Source organism: Streptomyces sp. NPDC053513 (genome assembly GCF_044544765.1).
Lineage (GTDB): Bacteria > Actinomycetota > Actinomycetes > Streptomycetales > Streptomycetaceae > Streptomyces > Streptomyces litmocidini.
Window position 1 is genome coordinate 56,089 of record NZ_JBITXP010000036.1, and the last position, 15,399, is coordinate 71,487.

13 protein-coding genes and 1 pseudogene are annotated in these 15,399 nt (G+C 72.2%); 10 read left to right on the forward strand and 4 right to left on the reverse strand.

The genetic code is table 11. From position 1 onward, the window contains the following. Nucleotides 1-92: 92 nt before the first annotated feature. Together ACIGW4_RS35425 and ACIGW4_RS35430 are read right to left on the reverse strand one after the other, a co-directional pair. Complete coding sequence (locus ACIGW4_RS35425) at nt 93-1,331, reverse strand: phosphatidylserine/phosphatidylglycerophosphate/cardiolipin synthase family protein (protein WP_399585647.1); 1,239 nt, start codon at nt 1,329-1,331, stop codon at nt 93-95. Between the two features lie 232 nt (nt 1,332-1,563). Continuing rightward, nucleotides 1,564-2,058: a TetR/AcrR family transcriptional regulator C-terminal domain-containing protein gene (locus ACIGW4_RS35430; RefSeq protein ID WP_399585650.1), complete on the reverse strand. Its 495-nt coding sequence runs from the start codon at nt 2,056-2,058 to the stop codon at nt 1,564-1,566. Nucleotides 2,059-2,299: 241 nt separating this feature from the next. Between ACIGW4_RS35430 and ACIGW4_RS35435 the strand changes: the two genes are divergently transcribed. Continuing rightward, nucleotides 2,300-3,562, forward strand: a complete 1,263-nt coding sequence (locus ACIGW4_RS35435) for a beta-ketoacyl-[acyl-carrier-protein] synthase family protein (protein WP_399585670.1) — start codon at nt 2,300-2,302, stop codon at nt 3,560-3,562. A gap of 75 nt (nt 3,563-3,637) precedes the next feature. Continuing rightward, nucleotides 3,638-3,811: a hypothetical protein gene (locus ACIGW4_RS35440; RefSeq protein WP_185094958.1), complete on the forward strand. Its 174-nt coding sequence runs from the start codon at nt 3,638-3,640 to the stop codon at nt 3,809-3,811. 434 nt (nt 3,812-4,245) lie between these two features. Here ACIGW4_RS35440 and ACIGW4_RS35445 read toward each other — a convergent pair whose 3' ends face one another. After that, a complete protein-coding gene (locus tag ACIGW4_RS35445) occupies nt 4,246-5,490 on the reverse strand; it encodes an MFS transporter (protein ID WP_399585652.1) in 1,245 nt (414 codons plus the stop codon). A gap of 370 nt (nt 5,491-5,860) precedes the next feature. On the opposite strand from ACIGW4_RS35445, the gene ACIGW4_RS35450 reads away from it, so the two are divergent. The 8 genes from ACIGW4_RS35450 (at nt 5,861) to ACIGW4_RS35485 (ending at nt 15,146) form a co-directional block, all read left to right on the forward strand. Beyond that, entirely contained in the window at nt 5,861-6,547 is a 687-nt protein-coding gene (locus ACIGW4_RS35450; protein WP_399585654.1) for a hypothetical protein, read from the forward strand. Nucleotides 6,548-7,079: 532 nt separating this feature from the next. Continuing rightward, nucleotides 7,080-9,128 carry an ABC transporter ATP-binding protein gene (locus ACIGW4_RS35455; protein ID WP_399585656.1) on the forward strand — a complete coding sequence of 683 codons (2,049 nt, stop codon included), beginning with the start codon at nt 7,080-7,082 and terminating at the stop codon, nt 9,126-9,128. A gap of 79 nt (nt 9,129-9,207) precedes the next feature. Then, the gene (locus ACIGW4_RS35460) at nt 9,208-9,633 is read left to right on the forward strand and encodes an NUDIX domain-containing protein (protein ID WP_399585659.1); all 426 of its coding nucleotides are present in this window, start codon (nt 9,208-9,210) and stop codon (nt 9,631-9,633) included. Next, nucleotides 9,621-10,409, forward strand: a complete 789-nt coding sequence (locus ACIGW4_RS35465) for a class I SAM-dependent methyltransferase (protein WP_398706917.1) — start codon at nt 9,621-9,623, stop codon at nt 10,407-10,409. Before ACIGW4_RS35460 ends, ACIGW4_RS35465 begins: the two co-directional genes overlap by 13 nt. Before the next feature lie 63 nt (nt 10,410-10,472). Beyond that, entirely contained in the window at nt 10,473-11,876 is a 1,404-nt protein-coding gene (locus ACIGW4_RS35470) for a protein-L-isoaspartate O-methyltransferase (RefSeq protein WP_399585661.1), read from the forward strand. Further along, nucleotides 11,873-13,330 (forward strand): NUDIX domain-containing protein, encoded by a 1,458-nt coding sequence (locus ACIGW4_RS35475; protein ID WP_399585663.1) that lies wholly within the window; start codon nt 11,873-11,875, stop codon nt 13,328-13,330. The genes ACIGW4_RS35470 and ACIGW4_RS35475 overlap by 4 nt, the downstream gene beginning before the upstream one ends. Before the next feature lie 53 nt (nt 13,331-13,383). Continuing rightward, a complete protein-coding gene (locus ACIGW4_RS35480; protein WP_399585665.1) occupies nt 13,384-14,232 on the forward strand; it encodes a hypothetical protein in 849 nt (282 codons plus the stop codon). A 143-nt stretch (nt 14,233-14,375) separates the two neighbouring features. Then, nucleotides 14,376-15,146, forward strand: a complete 771-nt coding sequence (locus ACIGW4_RS35485; protein ID WP_399585667.1) for an NUDIX hydrolase — start codon at nt 14,376-14,378, stop codon at nt 15,144-15,146. A 134-nt stretch (nt 15,147-15,280) separates the two neighbouring features. Here ACIGW4_RS35485 and ACIGW4_RS35490 read toward each other — a convergent pair. Further along, a pseudogene (locus ACIGW4_RS35490) lies at nt 15,281-15,399 on the reverse strand (DUF1772 domain-containing protein); the annotation flags it as partial.

Genomic DNA, 15,399 nt, shown 5'->3' on the forward strand with positions numbered 1-15,399 from the left:
CGAACCGGTCCCGCGGCCGGTCGGCGGCGTAGCGAACCGGCCCTGCGGCCGGTCGGCGGATTCGAGCCGACCGGCCGGTCCCGGCTGGGCTGTCAGTCGACGTCGTCGCTCTTGCAGACGGCGACGTCGTCATGGAGACCGGGCACCGCGGCGGCGCGGACGGCCTGGAAGTCGGCCTCGAAGGCGTCGTACACCGAGGCGGTGGTGACGCGGAGCATCGCCTCGTCGTTGTTGCGCAGGGCCGGGCCGCTCCAGTTGTGGCTGCCGGTCCACATCACCTTCTGCACCGAGCCCGCGTACATGCCGTTGATCAGCCAGTTCTTGGAGTGCACGATCCGCCTCGGGGTGGTGGAGTCCGCGTCGTCGTCGTGCTGGTAGCAGCGGTTGGTGAGGCCGGAGACGCCGTGCAGGGCGCTCCACGTGCCGGCGTCCGTCTCGCTGTAGACGAGATCGACCAGGCATCCCGCTCCGGCCAGTTCGCGCAGCTTGTCGGCGACGGCCTGCCGGGTGATCTTCAGCATGGCGGCGTGGACGGTGGTGCGGTGGCTGCCGGCGGCGTCGCTCCAGCGGCAGGTGACGTTGTCCAGGGCGTTGACGACCGTGTCGGTGCTCGCGTCGTCGCCCGCCCGCGGGAAGAAGTAGTACTTGTAGTCGCCCGCGTTGCCGTAGGTGTACGTCCAGTCCGAACGGTTCTGGGCGGCGAGGCGCGAGAAGTACGCGGTGTAACCGTCGTACAGATCGCTGTTGCCGGCCACGGTGAGCGAACTGTTCCAGTAGCGGCTGTAGTTGGACGGCGTCAGATTCGACGTGAGCTGGACGACCACGTTCTTGAGGGTGCCCCCGTCGACGCTGCTCGCGAGGAGGAACTTGTTGTGGTTGATGCCGGTGCCGGCCGGCCCGAGGCAGGACGACCCGGAGGCGCAGAGCGTCACCCAGGACGAAGCCGCCGTGCTCGTGCCGAGCGCCGCCTTGAGGGTGTCGTAGGAGGACGGGTACTCCAGCGTGGTGTGGTCGAGGACGATCCGGACGACGACGCCGCGGTTCTTCGCGGCGACGAGGTCGGAGGCGATCGTGTCGTCCCACAGGTGGTACATCGCGAGGCGGAGTACGGAGCCGCTGTCCGCACCGGCGATGACCGAGCGGACCTGGGCGCGGATCGCCTGCTGGTCGGCGGTGGTGCCGGTGGGCCGGTTGAACACCGGTCCCGTGGTCACGGTGGCGGCGCCCGCGCTCTGCGCGGGTACGAGCAGAGCGGCGACGAAGGCCACGGCGGCGAGCAGCACGCCGGATGCTCGTGCGCTTCCCACGCCCCTGGCGCGTGGTGTCCTCATGGTCGGTTCCCCCTTGGTCGTTCTCCGTGAGCGAGGTGCGTGCGGCAACTGGGACCCGCGCATACCACTACGGATGGACGAGTCACGTCAACCTCGTTGACGGCCAGAGGAGTTGCCTGCGAAAGGAGCTTGCAGCGCTCGCGCTCCCCATGCCCCGGCCCGACGCGCGGGACACCGGGCACCCCACCGTCGTCAGGAGGGGCGCCCACAAGGCCCGTCGAAGCGACCTGGTCTAGCCGGGCTCGGCTTCGTCGTGGATGGTCAACGCTCCGGCGAGGTCGAGATCGGCGACAGTGCCGTGTGCGCCGGCACGGACGAGCAGGACCGCGCCGAGCGCGGTGCTCCAGAACGTCCGGGTCTCCACGTCGAGCGGTCGACGGGCCTTCCAGCCGCGGCCGTCGACGATCCGGCCGGCGAAGCGCTCGGACTGCCGGAACAGCAACTGGAGGTGCCGGTCGACCACGGGGGCGAGCTCGGGCTTGGAGATCGCGGCGGCGAGCGCGCGCGCGACCGACGGGAGCGAGGGCATGGCCAGTACGGCACGGGCGATGTTGCGCCGAAACGTCGCCGCGTCGGGGGCCTGGCGTCCGATGCGCTCGATCCGCCGGGCGTCGTGCAGCAGGCCGAGAAAGGCGGCGTGCACGAGGAGCGAGTCCTTGGAGCCGAAGTGGTAGGTGACCTGATTGGGGAAGACGCCTGCCGCGTTCGCGATCTCCGCGACGCTCACCTCCGCGCCGGGCCGCTCCTTGCAGAGCCGCGCGGTCGCCTCGATCAGTCGGCGCCTCGTCGCGCGACCACGGTCACGTGACCGAGTCGGTGTCGATCGCGTCGGTGTCGGCGTCGATGTCGATGTCGATGTCGATGTCGATGTCGACCGAGCTCCGGTTCGCTTCTTCTCCACGGCCGAATTGTATGTGATACAACATGGCCTCGTTGACTTGTATCGCATACAAGAAAGGCTGAAGGAGATGTCGTACGGGACTGAGGTCGTCGTGACCGGACTCGGCGCGATCACCCCACTGGGTGGAGACGTGAAGTCCACCTGGGAAGCCCTGCTCGCCGGTGAGTCCGGCATCCGTGGCGGCGTCCTGCGAGGCCAGGAGGAGACCGGCCTTCCCGACGTCGTCGCGGGAACGATGGCGATCGACCCCGCGGCGTCGCTGCCACCGGCGCAGGCCAGGCGGCTCGACCGCTCGCAGCAGGCGGCCTTCACCGCGGCGGCCGAGGCCTGGGCCGACGCCGGCGCCCCGGCGGTGGACCCGGACCGGCTCGCCTCGGCGATCGGCACGGGCATCGGGGGTGTGCACACGCTGTTGGATCAGGACGACGTACTGGAGACGGCCGGGATGCGGCGCGTCTCGCCGCGCACGGTCCCGATGCTCATGCCCAATGCGGCGGCGGCGCTGATCAGTATCGAATACGGCGCACGGGCCGGGGTCTACACGCCTGTCTCGGCATGCTCTTCCGGTGCCGAGGCGATCGCCCTGGGTGCCAGGCTCATCCGTGCCGGCGAGGCGGACGTGGTCATCGCGGGCGGCACCGAGGCTGCGATCACCCCGATCACCGTCGCCGGCTTCGTTCAGGCACAGGCACTGTCGCGGTACACCGCCGAACCCGCCTCGGCGTCCCGGCCGTTCGCCGCGGATCGCAGCGGGTTCGTTCTCGGCGAAGGTGCCGCTGTCGTGGTGCTCGAAAGCGCCGAGCACGCCCACGCCCGAGGCGCGCGCGTCCACGCGGTACTCGCGGGCGCCGGCATCGCCGCCGACGCCCACCACATCACGGCCCCCGCCGCCGACGGCTCCGGCCAGATCTCGGCCATGCGGAAGGCCCTCGCGCAAGCCGGCTTGACTCCCGAGCAGATCAGCCACGTCAACGCCCACGCCACCGGAACTCCGGTCGGCGACGTCGCAGAGGCGCGCGCGATCAGGGAGGTCTTCGGCCGCGCCACCGTGACGGCCCCCAAGGCGGCGCTCGGCCATCTCTTCGGTGCGGCCGGTGCGATCGAGGCGCTCATCGCCGTACTCAGTGTGGAGCACGGCGTCATCCCGCCGACGCGCAACCTCGCCGCGGCCGGTCTCGGGCCCGACATCGGTCTCGACGTCGTCGCAGAGCGGCGGGACCTCCCCCAGGAGGCGGTGCTCAGCAACTCCTTCGGCTTCGGTGGGCAGAACGTCTCGCTCGTCGTCACTGGCGCACGGCACCACGCGTCCCGTACGGTCTCGGGCACATGATCGCTGGACAGTCCGCGGCTCTGCCCCATTTTCCGTCCCTGTGTGGGTAGGGGCATGGCGGAAAGAGGAACCGTCATGAGCGCCAGCGAGAAGATGAAGGCCAAGGCCGAACAACTGGCCGGCAAGGCCATAAGGAAGGCAGCGCACGCGGTGGGCAACCGGAGCGTCACGGTGAAAGGCGCCGCACTAGAGACCCGTGGCAAGGCCCGTGAAGCGAAGGAGCGGGGCAAGGACGCCTTCAAGCACTGAGCCGGCAAGGGAGCCCCGGGACGCCTGGATACGAAGGAGGGAGCGGTCAGCCGCGGCTTGTCCCCGGCGGACAGCAGGTGCGTGCGTGTTCGGCGGCCGGAGGGCAGCGGGACGGGGGGTTACGGCGTGAGGGGCGGCCTGGGCCGGAGGCGGGTTCCAGGGTCTGCGGCATGGCGACGGGACTCGTGCAGATCAGCATGAAGGCCCAGGACGACTCCGCGCTCGGTCGGTTCTGGGCGGAGGCACTCGGTCGGGGTGTCGACAGCGGAGGCCCGGCACCATCGACCTCGAACCCCTGGATCCCACCCGCCCCGACCCCGTGGCCGTCTGCGTCGACATCGTCGCCCGCCCGGAACCCAAGACCGTGAGGAACCGGGTGCACCTTGACCTGGCCACCACCTCGGCCGTGCATCAGGAGGGGTTGATCCCGGTGGTCACCGTGCCCCTCGGAAGAGCACCGGGAGCCACAGGAGACATGCCAGCAGGGGGACCGCGGCGTAGGTGGCCATGCCCGCACTGGAGCCCATCCCGTCCATGAGCGCGCCGAGGACGAGATAGCCGATGCCGATGAGCGCCGACTCCACGAAAGCGATCATCGACAGCAGGCTCGCCCGGTGGCGCGACGGCACGACCTCGTTGAACACGTTGTCCACGATCACGGCGGTGATCTCGGGAATCCCCACCAGGACCAGGAACGCGGCGATGGTGACCCGGACGAGGCCGAGGCCGCTCAGGGCGAGTGCCGCGGCGAGCGTCAGGAGAGACACCGGGACGATGATCCGATAACCGATGTGCCGATCCGCGCGGTCCGACAGCAGCGGAGCGAGCCCGCCGACGACGAATCCCGCCGATATGACCACGCTGACCCGCGCGGTGCCCGCTCCCTGATCGGAGAGGGTCTTCTGCGTGAAAATGATGTACGGCGTCAAAGTCGCATGCATCAGTCCGGACACCACGACGAGCGTCACGAGCGCCGGCGTGGCGACCCGGAGCATCGCCCGCCATGCTGTGACGTCGCCGTGCTTCCCCTCGGCCTCCTCCTGCTCGGCTCCCTCCTGCTCGTCCACCGCGTCCGCGCCGCGGATCTCGGGCACCCCCGACATCAGCACCACCACAGCCAGGACGAGGCACGCCGCCGAACCGACGTAGACGACTCCCCAGGAAATCTGCTGCAGTTGGCCGCCGAGGACGATGGCGGCTCCCGAGGTGACCGTCCCGAGCATGGTGAACCGGGACTTGATCTTGACGTAGCCGGCCGTTGCACCACGACGCACGAGCAGGTCGTACAGCAGGGCGGTGTCCGAACCGGACACACATGCCATGCCTACGCCCTGCCCGATGAACAGGGCCAGGAACACCCAGTAGGTGGAGAACGCCACCTGGCCGAGCAGGCATCCGGCTGTCAGCACCTGGCCGATCACGATGGCGGCACGCCTGCCGATCCGGTCGGCGATGACTCCCGTCGGCAACTCCGCGAGTCCGCTGACCAGGTAGAGCAGTGTCTGCAGGAGGGCCACTTGGGCGGCGGAGAAGCCGCGCTGATAAAGGAAGATGACGAATACGCCGCGCTGGAACAGCGAGTTGGTGAGCACGGCGTACGCATAGAACGGGCGCGTGACACTTCGTACCGCGTCGTCGACCGCGGTCGGCCCGCCAAGGGCTTCCGTGGTGCCGGTCATGCTGCGGGCTCCCTGGTGGTTCCGGTGATCATGGATGTCGGGCCTCCGCCGACCGGAACCTCCGGTCCACACTTCGCGTAGCCCGGTCGGAGGCCTCCGCGCCCTCGGTGAGCGCACCGCTGCCGAACTCGAAGAACGCCGGCGCGCGCTCAAGCGCGTCATCAGGGTACGGAAGTCGGCGCGGTCGACATGTTGACCGTTCCCGTGCTCGACTTCCCCGGGAAGACCAGACCGAGCACCCGGAGCCGGTCCTCCCCGTCCAGGTATGTGCGAGGTACCTCCCCGGCAGGCTTGTGCCGGGGTTTCCGCAGAAGCCGGTGGCACTCCCCCTCCACCTGTACGGGGCGCCCGCGCCCGTATGGTTGCCGTCATGACGATCAACCGCCCGGGACTGCCCGAGGACCTTCCGCCCGCCGAGACCCTGTGGGCCCGCTGGGCGCTGGTCGCCGCCCTCGGGGCGACCACCGCGGACGAGCGTCGGCCGAGCGGGCACCGCACCGGCCACTGGATCGACGACGACGGGCTCCACTGGGACGACTGCGGCTGCACCTGGTGGGTGATGTCCCGCATGGGCGACGGCCGTTACGTGCTGTACGGCGAGGACGAGTCCAGCATGGCGAAATGGCACGAGCCGCCGGTCGACATGCTTGCGGGCGGCCCCTCGTGGTTGCCGTGGGACGAGCTGCGCGACCGGCTGTCCGGCAACGAACTCGGCTGTGTCTACTGGTACGAGAACGGGGCCTGGGCCCGCGCGCCCTATCCCGACAGCCTCGACGACGACGGTTTGGACTGCGGGATGGGAACGCTGGCCGACCGCGCGCAGGCGGTGGAGCTCCTGGCCGAACGCCTTGCGCCGGTGGACGGTGGGCCCGATGCCGACGCCCTCCTCGCCCAGGCGGAGGCCGGCCGGCTCCAGGACGTGGACGCGCTGCCGGCGCGGGCGCGCAACCCGGACGGCGACGAACCGGACCCCTCCGCCGTGGCCCGCGCCCTCGCACGTTCCGGCCTGGTCGGCGAGGGCGTCGGGCTCCGTGCGCCGGGTCACGTGGAGGGCTGAGGAGGGCTTGCCCGTTCCCTGGGTTCGACCACTGGGCCGGGTCGGTCGAACCGGGGCCGGTGAGGTCAGCCCTCCCTCGTGGTCCTCCAGGGCCTACGCCCGTGCCCCACCGGAGCGGCGCGCCACCGCACGCCCGCCGGGACTTGCGCGGCACCACCCGGCTTCGCCCGTCGAAGTGCGGGGCGGGCGAGTCACCTTGAGTATCGGCGTTTCGGCCATACCCGGCTTCCGCAAGGACCCCCCTCCCGCACGGATCGATGCACACCGCACGAACGAGCTTTCGCCTGGCGTCGGGGTTCGAATGCCGTCCGAAACACGTGTGTTCGAGACGCGGGCCGGCGTCGTTGAGCCGTCCGACACCCTCACTCGACCCGTCGGAGGCCGTGATGCACCCCCTTCCCGCCGCTCTCGCTCAGGGCGATCAGCCTCAGGCCGTTCAGTCCGGGCGCGGATTCTTCCCGTTCACGGCTCCGGCTCCGCTCCCGACCGTCACCTCCCGTCGTACAGCACACCCGGATGCGAGGTGGGGGGCATGACGGGCGGCGGTGACCCGCTGGCAGCCTCCGCGGAGAGCACGTCGGAATCCGAACAGCTGCTGTTCGGCGGTGAGCTCACCTACGACTACGGATGGGGAGCACACGACGGTGCCTGGCTGAAGCTGGGTCCGCGTGCGATGGCCGGCTCGCTGCCGAAGCAGGTGTCGGTGGCTGTCCGGCTGGCCCGCGAGGCCGATGCGCGGGCGTTCGCCACGGTCGCCGTGAGCGAGATCGCCCGCGGCGTCACCCAGGCCGTCTCCCTGATCGCGGTCAACGCCCTGCTCGTCGAGCTGCTCGCCCCGGGCGACATGACCGGCCGGTTGCGTGCGGCGCTGCCGTCGCTCGTACTGGTGGCCGTCCTCGCGGTGATCGGCTCGGCGTGCCGGTCGGCCTCGTCCGCCGCGACGGGGATTCTGGAGCCCAAGGCCCAGCGGGTGGCGACCGAGCGGTATCTGGGCCTGGTGGCGCGGGTGGAGCTGGAGGCGATCGAGGACGACGCCTTCCACAAGCTGATGGACTCCGCCCAGTGGGGCGCCGACTCGGCGAGGCGGATGGTCGGCTACTGCACCGCCGTGGTCACCTCCGCCATCTCGCTGATCGCCGCCGCCGGTGTGCTCACCGTTCTGCACCCCGTCCTCCTGCCGCTCCTGGTTCTCATGGCGTTGCCGAGCGCGTGGGGATCGCTGACCATGGCCCGGCACCGGTACATCAGCTGGCACCGCTTCGTGCAGCACGTGCGGGCCGCCAAGCTGATCAGCCAGCTCCTGATCAACCAGCAGGCCGCGGCCGAGATCCGCGTCCACGACGCGGCCCCGTTCCTGCTCACCCACTTCCGTCAGATGGCCGAGACCAGCGAGCGGGAGCAGACCCGGCTCGCGTGGACCGGTGCCCGCACCAATCTGGCCGCGGACTCGACGCGCGGCATCGCGACCGTCGCCACCTACGGCGCCCTCGGGCTGCTGCTGTGGTACGGGCAGATGGGTCTGGCCGTCGCGGGCACGGCGGTGCTGGCGATCCGCTCCGGCGCGGCGAGCATCACGGACCTCGTCCTGCGCGTCACCGACGTCCAGGAGGAGGCCCTGTTCGTCGCCGATCTGGAGAAGCTGTGCGAGGAGGCCGCCCGGCGTTCCATCCCCGTCGGGGGGCTCGACGTGCCCGAGGACGCGCACGAGATCCGTTTCGAGAAGGTGACCTTCACGTACCCCGGGGCCGACAAGCCGTCCCTGCACGGGGTCGACCTCGTCATCCCCCGCGGCAGGACCGTCGCCCTGGTCGGGAGGAACGGCTCGGGGAAGTCGACCCTCGTCCGTCTGCTGAGCGGATCCCGGCTCCCCGACTCCGGCCGTGTCCTGTGGGGTGGTGTGAGTACGGCCGAAGCGGACCGCGCACAGGTCTTCGACCGGGTCGCGATGGTCGCCCAGGACTTCTTCCGCTGGCCCTTCACCGCGCGGGTGAACATCGGGATCGGCCGCAGCAGCGCCGCGATGGACGACCGGAGCATCCAGGCCGCAACGGTCTACGCGGGCGCCGACGAGGTCGTCAGGGGTCTCCCGCGCGGCCTGGACAGCCTGCTCGTACGCGGTTACAAGGGCGGTCAGGAGATCTCCGGCGGACAGTGGCAGAAGATCGGCCTCGCCCGTGCCCGGCACCGCGACGGTGCGGTGCTGATCGTGGACGAGCCGACCAGCGCGCTCGACCCCGCTGCCGAGCAACGGGTCTTCGACCAGATCCACCGGCTGGCCGGCTCGGGCCAGACCACGGTCCTGATCACCCATCGCCTCCACAGTGTCCGGGCCGCGGACCTCATCTACGTGCTCGACGAGGGCAGGGTCGTCGAGCACGGCACCTTCGCGGAACTCATGGACCCGGCCATCGGGGCCGGCGTGTTCCGGGAGATGTACGAACTGCAGGCGCGCCAGTTCCTCGACCCTTCGCTGCCGGCGCAGGCCGCCCCGGTGGAAGCGGCCCCGGGCAAGGCTGCCGCCGCCGTGCCGCGCGACCGGCTCGACGGGGCCGAGGAGGTGCCGCATGACCACCTCACCTGAGTCGCGCCCGTCCCTCTGACCCGCGGCGCCGGCCGCCGGGACCGCGTCGGCGAAGGCCCCCTTCGGGACCGTGCCGAACGTGGTCGGTGTTCACCTCTACCTGGAGCAGGAAGGCCAGGTCCTGATGGGCCTGCGGCATCCGGATTCGGCGTACGCCGGTGGGTCCTGGCACGTGCCGGCGGGCCACTGCGAGGCGGAGGCCGCCACCGCGTGCCTCGTGAGGGAGGCGTACGAGGAAGCGGGACTGGTGATCGACCCTGCCGACGCCGAGCTCGTCCACACGGTGCACATGGTGGACCGGCCCGACGACCCGCCGCGTGTCCAACTCTTCTTCCGTGCTCACCGCTGGGAGGGCACCCCGAGGCTCCGGGAACCGGACAAGTGCGTCGCCTGGCAGTGGTGGAGCGCGAAGGAGCTGCCCGAGCCGACCGTCCCCTACACCCGGGTGGCGATCGAGGGCATCCGGGCAGGGCGTACCTACACGGAGCTGGGGTGGGGGCGTTGAACGGCTTCGACTCGGTGGGCGCCGCGTATGCCGCCCACTCCGGCAGCGCGCGGGGCCGGCTCCGCCACGATCTGGTCGAGCGCCGGCTTCTCGCCGAACTCCCGGCCCCTCCCGCCACAGTTCTCGATGTCGGCTGCGGGAACGGCGAGATGACCCTCCGCCTCGCCGCCGCCGGCCACCGGGTGACCGGCGTCGACCCGTCCGCACGGATGCTGGCCGCCGCGGCCGATCGACTCGCGACCCGCCCCGAACTCGCCGACCGCGTCCGGCTGGTCGACGCCGGCCTCGACTCCCTCCCCTTCGACGACGACCGGTTCGACGCGGTCTGCTGCCACGGCGTGCTGATGTACCTGGACGAGCCCGGTGAGGCGATCGCCCGCCTGGCCGGACTCGTCGCGCCGGGCGGGCTGCTGAGCGTCCTCGCCAAGAACCGCCGGTCCATCGGCGTGCGCGAGGCGCTGGCCGGCGACTACGCGACCGCACGCCGGCTCATCGGGTCCGGAGCGGACAGAAGTGTCGGCAATCTCGGTCGGGAAACCCGTGGCGACACCGCGGAAGCCCTCGACCGACTCTCGGCCGGCCACGGGCTGACGCCACTGCCCTGGCAGGGGGTCCGGATCTTCCACGACCACCTCGACGACGCCTGGGCGCCGGAACCGGCCGCGTACGCAGCGGCGCTGGAGGTGGAGTGGGCCGCGTCCTGGCGGAGCCCGTACCGGGACGTGAGCCACCTCGTGCACACCTTGGCCCGCCGACCGGAGCGGAGTCGGGCATGACGCCCGTCCGTCGCCTCACCACCGTGCCCGTGACCGCCTCCTCACACGCGAAGGACAGTCGGCATGTCCCTTGATCTCCACGCCGCCGCGACGAGCGGCCTGCGCACCGCCATGGTCGACCGCCTCGTCTCCGCAGGCGTCCTGACCGACCCCCTGCTCCGCGACGCCCTGCTCCACGTGCGCCGCGAGGTGCTTCTGCCCCACGCGTACGTACGGGTCAGCGGGCCGGACGCCGATCCGATCGAATGGCGTCTCCTCGACGGCTCGCATCCGGACGACCGCCAGGAGTGGCTCGACCTGATCCACAGCGACGCGTCGATCCTCCTGCAGCGCGACGGCGAGCAGTTGGACGCGCTGCCGCGCGGGCCGGTGACCGGCGGGCACATGACCTCGATGTCCACCTACTCCCCTGCCACCGTCGAAGTCCTCCAGGCCCTCCGGCTGGAACCCGGGCAGAGATACCTGGAACTCGGTCCGGGCCCGGGGGTCTCCCTCGCTCTCGCCGCCGCCGTCACCGGGCCCCGTCTCGCCGTCGGGGTCGAGCGTGACGGCCGCATGGCCGCCTTCGCCCGGCGCAACCTCGACCGGCTCGGCCTGGGGGCCGTCGTCGTCGAGGGCGATGCCCTCGCCGGGCACCCGGCAGGCGGGACGTTCGACCGGATCCACTCCGGCATCGGGGTCCCCGGCGTCCCGCAGGCGTGGGTGGAGCAGCTCGCGCCGGGTGGGCGGTTGCTGACGACGCTTGCGACCCGCACGCCGAGCTGGCCCGGCCGGCTCGGCGTCACCCGCACCGGGGCGGGCCTGGTCGAGGCGACCTTGCGGGGCGGGCCGCGCGGGTACCGGCCCATGCTCGGCCATCGGTGGCTCGGCCTGATCGACCACCGTGCCCGTGTCGTGGCGGATCCCGGCACACCGCGGGCGACCCGGCTCGCGCCGCCGCCGGACGACGCGTACGGCTTCTGGCTGGCCGCCGCCTACCACGTGGGCGGCGTGGTGAGGGACTTCCAGGCGGAGACCATGACCCTCGTCGCCCCCGAGGAAGACTCGTGGGTCGTGGTCGGCCCCGGCGACGGCACCGTCCGTGTCCACGGACCGCGTGACGTCTGGGCCGAGCTCGAAGAGCTCCACGCCCGCTGGGAACGGGCCGGCCGGCCGGACGCGTACCGAGTCGAGCTCGGCGACAGCACCGGCACCGGCACCGGCACCGGCACCGGCACCGGCACCGGCACCCAGCACGTCACCTCCGGTACGGGGCCGAAAGCCCTCGCCTGGACGCTGCCGCCGCTGCCCGCCGGCTCCCTTCGGGCGCCCCGTCCGAGGACCACCTCCGATGACGAGGGCCGTTTCGAGGGCGAAGCCCGACAGCTGCCGGAGCAGCGCGGCGAGGACGGCGGTTGGCGCGTCGAGGACACCGGGGGCGCCGGGGGCACGGTGCCGTCGGTCCGGCGGCCGGGAGGCGACACGTGAGCGGCGTGCGGCACACCGTGCCCGTGGACGTGCACCTGATCGCCGTCCGCGACGGAGAGCAGGGCCCGGAGGTACTGCTGTCCCGGCGGGCCGGCGACGTGTACGCCTCCGGTCTGTGGCACGCGCCGTCGGGGCACGTGGAGCGGGAGACCGTCGTGGACGCCGTCGTGCGCGAGACGCTGGAGGAGACCGGCCTCGTCGTGGATCCGGAGGATGTCCGTGCGGCCGTGATCGTGCACCACCGGCCGCCGGGCGGCGGCCGGGAGCGGATCGGGTTCTTCTTCGAGGTCCGCCGCTGGCAGGGCACTCCGCGGGTCGTCGAGCCGGACAAGTGCGACGCGATGAAGTGGTTCCCGATCACGGCGCTGCCGGAGCCGATGGTCGCCTACTGCCGGGCCGGGCTCGACGCCTACCGGGCCGGCGCACCGGTCGCCCTGCACTTCCACGCCCCCGACGACCCGATCACCCACGATCCGCGCGTCGACCGTCTCCGCCTCCTCCACGGGGCGGGGGCCGCGGGCCCTGGGCCGGAGGCGGGCGTGCGGGATTTCGCCGAGCGTGCCGTCGGCCGCGTCACCGCGTGGACGGACGTGTCCTGGGCGCGGGAGAACAGCCGGGTGTGGCACGTCCGCGGGGCGGCGGGCGGGGAGTGGTTCGTGAAGGTCCACCAGAACGAGAAGTTCCACCGCCGCGAGACGGCCGCGCTGCGCGGCTGGGTCCCCCGCCTTGGCGGTGCCGGGCCCCGCCTCGTGGCCGCGGACCCGGACCTCCGGGCGGTCGTGGTGACCGCGGTCGAGGGCCGGTCCCTGCACGGCATGGTGCTGACCGGCGCCGAGGAGCGGGTGGTGTTCGAGGCGATCGGCGCGCTCGCGGCCCGCATCCACGCGAGCCCCCTTCCCACGACGGCCTCCGGTGCCGTGCCCCTGGGACCGTACGACCGGATGGAGCGGCACCTGGACGGGGCGCGGCCGTTGCTCGAACCGGGCGACGAGGAGCGTGTCCGCTCGGCCGTCGCCGCCGCCCGGGGTTTCGGGCCGCTCGTGCCGGTGGTGACGCACGGCGACCTACAACCGCGCAACCTCCTTCTCGGCGCCGACGGGACGGTACGCTTCATCGACGTCGAGCGCAGTGAACTTCAGCCCCGGGTACGGGACTTCGTCCGCGTCCTCGACCACTTCGACGGTCGGGAAGACCTGGCCAGGGCGTTCTTCGCCGGCTACGGCCGCCCGCTGACCGACGCGGAGGAGGCGCATCTGGTCGCGAGCGTCGCCCTGGACTCGGTCTCCGGCATCGCTTTCGGGACGCGCGCCGGAGACCCGGAGCTCGTCGAACGCGGCCGCCGTGCCCTCGCCCGCCTGCGTACCGGCAGCACCTGGCCGGGCTGCCCGAGGACGGATACGCGGGCGGCCGGTGGCGTGCCCGGCCGGAGCCCCGGCGGCGGTGGTCGGCCGTGACGCTCCCCTGCCCGCCTCCGTTGAACAGGTCGACACGAATCGAGGAACCGGCCATGCGCACACCGGTTTTCACGGCGCCGGACGCCACCGAGGACGTGGCGCGGATGCGCCGCGCGTTCACCGCCGCGACCCGCGGCCTGCAGGTCACGCCGACCGGCCCGGAGGTGTGGGGGTGGCGGGGCCGCACGCTCGGGCGCCGCGCCGGCACGAGCTGGCTGCGCATCGTCTGCGCGCCGTCCGGGAAGGCAGGCGGACGGCTGTGGGAGGGCACCGCCCTCGCGGACGCGGCGGTGCCCCGGGCGGTGCCGCGTCCCCGGCTGCGTGACCTCCTGGACTGGACGGGTGGGCCGTACGCGTACCGGGCCGAGCTCACCGAGCTCATCACCACACCGGCCGTCGTCGCCGGCAGTCCCGTGCTCGACCGCGATCCCGGTCTGCCGGACGCCTGGTGGCGAGAGCTGCGTGCCGCGTCGGCGGTGCTCGCCACGGTGCCCACCGGGCGTGAGGCCGTACGGCAGTCCTGGATCGACCGCAACTTTCGCACTTTCCTCGGCATCGACCCGTTGCGGATCAGCCGACGCACCACCGGGCATGGCGACTTCCACTGGGCCAACGTGGCCGCACCGTCCCTCGTCGTCTTCGACTGGGAGTCATGGGGGCGGATGCCGGTGGGCTTCGATCAAGGGCTCCTGCACGCCTACTCCTTGGGCGTGCCCACGGTCGCGGCTCGCGTCCGGCACGAGTTCGCCGACGTGCTCGACACGCCCGCCGGTCGAGCCGGGGAGCTCGTCGCCCTCGGCCAGCTCCTCCAGGCCTGCAGTCGAGGCGTCCACCCCCACCTGGCCCCGCTGATCACCCGGCACGCCGAGCGCCTCACCGGCGTCCCGGTTCCCCGCCGCTGACCCCTTTCCGCTCTCCGCCCCCTGGAGGAAGCCGTGCCGGATCCACACGCCGACGTCGTACCCCTCGCCGGCCGACCCGCCCGCTCACGCCCCAGACGACCGCGTCCTGAGGTGCCCGGCCCGACGCTCCGGTCCAGGTCCTCATGAACCGCACCGCCGGCCGGTCCGGGCCGGAGGACGTTCCCGGGGCCGCCCGGCCCCCGGTCGAGTTCCTCGACGCCCGTGTGCCGGTGTTCGCCGAGCGGGCGACGCCCGTCCTCTCCTCCTGGGAGGAGCGTGAAGTGGACCGGCTCTGGGAGGAGACGACGGCCCGCAACCCCGCCACGTTCGACGGGCCGCTGGTGGCCGTTCTCGGCCTCGACCGGTCCGGAGACGGAAGGCTGGTCGTGCGCTGGGCCCCGATGACGTACCGCTACCGTGCCCTGCGCCGGTTACGGCCGCCCGAGGAGGTCCCCGGGTCCGTGTTCGTCACCGTTCTCCTGCCCACCGACGTCGGTCTCGTGGTCGGACGCGGGTCTCCTGACACAGCGGCGCCCGGCCGGTGGAGCCTGCCGGGCGGCGCGGTCGAACCGCCCTCGGCCGGCGCGCCCCTGAACGCGGCAGAGCTGCGCCGGCACGCCGCCCGCGAGCTGGTCGAGGAGACCGGCGTGCGCGTCGCCGCCGAGGAGCTGCGGCTGTGGGCCCTCACCCGGGGCCGCCGGTTCGGCAGCCTCGGGTTCCACTTTCTCTGCCCGCCCGTGTCCGGGGCGCTCGTACGCCGTCTGCACGCGGACCTGTCCGTCACCCAGACGAAGGCCGGCACAGGGCCGGAGCTCGACGCGATCGACTTGGTACCCTCGCCGGCCGCGGCCGGTCGCCTCGCCGCGACGGCGGACTACCTGCCTCAGCTGTTCGACCGGTACTTCGCCACCTGAGCCACCTGACCTGTACGGCACCGTCGCCCCTGGAAGGTCGAGCACCGGGACGTCGCCGACCGGCTCTCCGTGCTCCAGCGGCCGGGGGCCGGAAGGGCGCGTCACCCGTGCGGTGCCGGCCCGTGGGCTCAGGTGAGGGCGGTGACCAGCAGGGTGAAGGCGGCGATGACGACGAGGCCGGCGCCGGGGCTGTGCCGTCCGGCGACGGCCCAGACCGCGCTCAGGACGAGTGAGCCGATGTACCAGAACGGCA

Coding starts and splice junctions, on each gene's coding strand:
- ACIGW4_RS35425 (WP_399585647.1), bottom strand. CDS start 1,331: ATGAGGACACCACGCGCCAGGGGCGTGGGAAGCGCACGAGCATCCGGC.
- ACIGW4_RS35435 (WP_399585670.1), top strand. CDS start 2,300: ATGTCGTACGGGACTGAGGTCGTCGTGACCGGACTCGGCGCGATCACC.
- ACIGW4_RS35440 (WP_185094958.1), top strand. CDS start 3,638: ATGAGCGCCAGCGAGAAGATGAAGGCCAAGGCCGAACAACTGGCCGGC.
- ACIGW4_RS35445 (WP_399585652.1), bottom strand. CDS start 5,490: ATGACCGGCACCACGGAAGCCCTTGGCGGGCCGACCGCGGTCGACGAC.
- ACIGW4_RS35450 (WP_399585654.1), top strand. CDS start 5,861: ATGACGATCAACCGCCCGGGACTGCCCGAGGACCTTCCGCCCGCCGAG.
- ACIGW4_RS35455 (WP_399585656.1), top strand. CDS start 7,080: ATGACGGGCGGCGGTGACCCGCTGGCAGCCTCCGCGGAGAGCACGTCG.
- ACIGW4_RS35470 (WP_399585661.1), top strand. CDS start 10,473: ATGTCCCTTGATCTCCACGCCGCCGCGACGAGCGGCCTGCGCACCGCC.
- ACIGW4_RS35480 (WP_399585665.1), top strand. CDS start 13,384: ATGCGCACACCGGTTTTCACGGCGCCGGACGCCACCGAGGACGTGGCG.
- ACIGW4_RS35485 (WP_399585667.1), top strand. CDS start 14,376: ATGAACCGCACCGCCGGCCGGTCCGGGCCGGAGGACGTTCCCGGGGCC.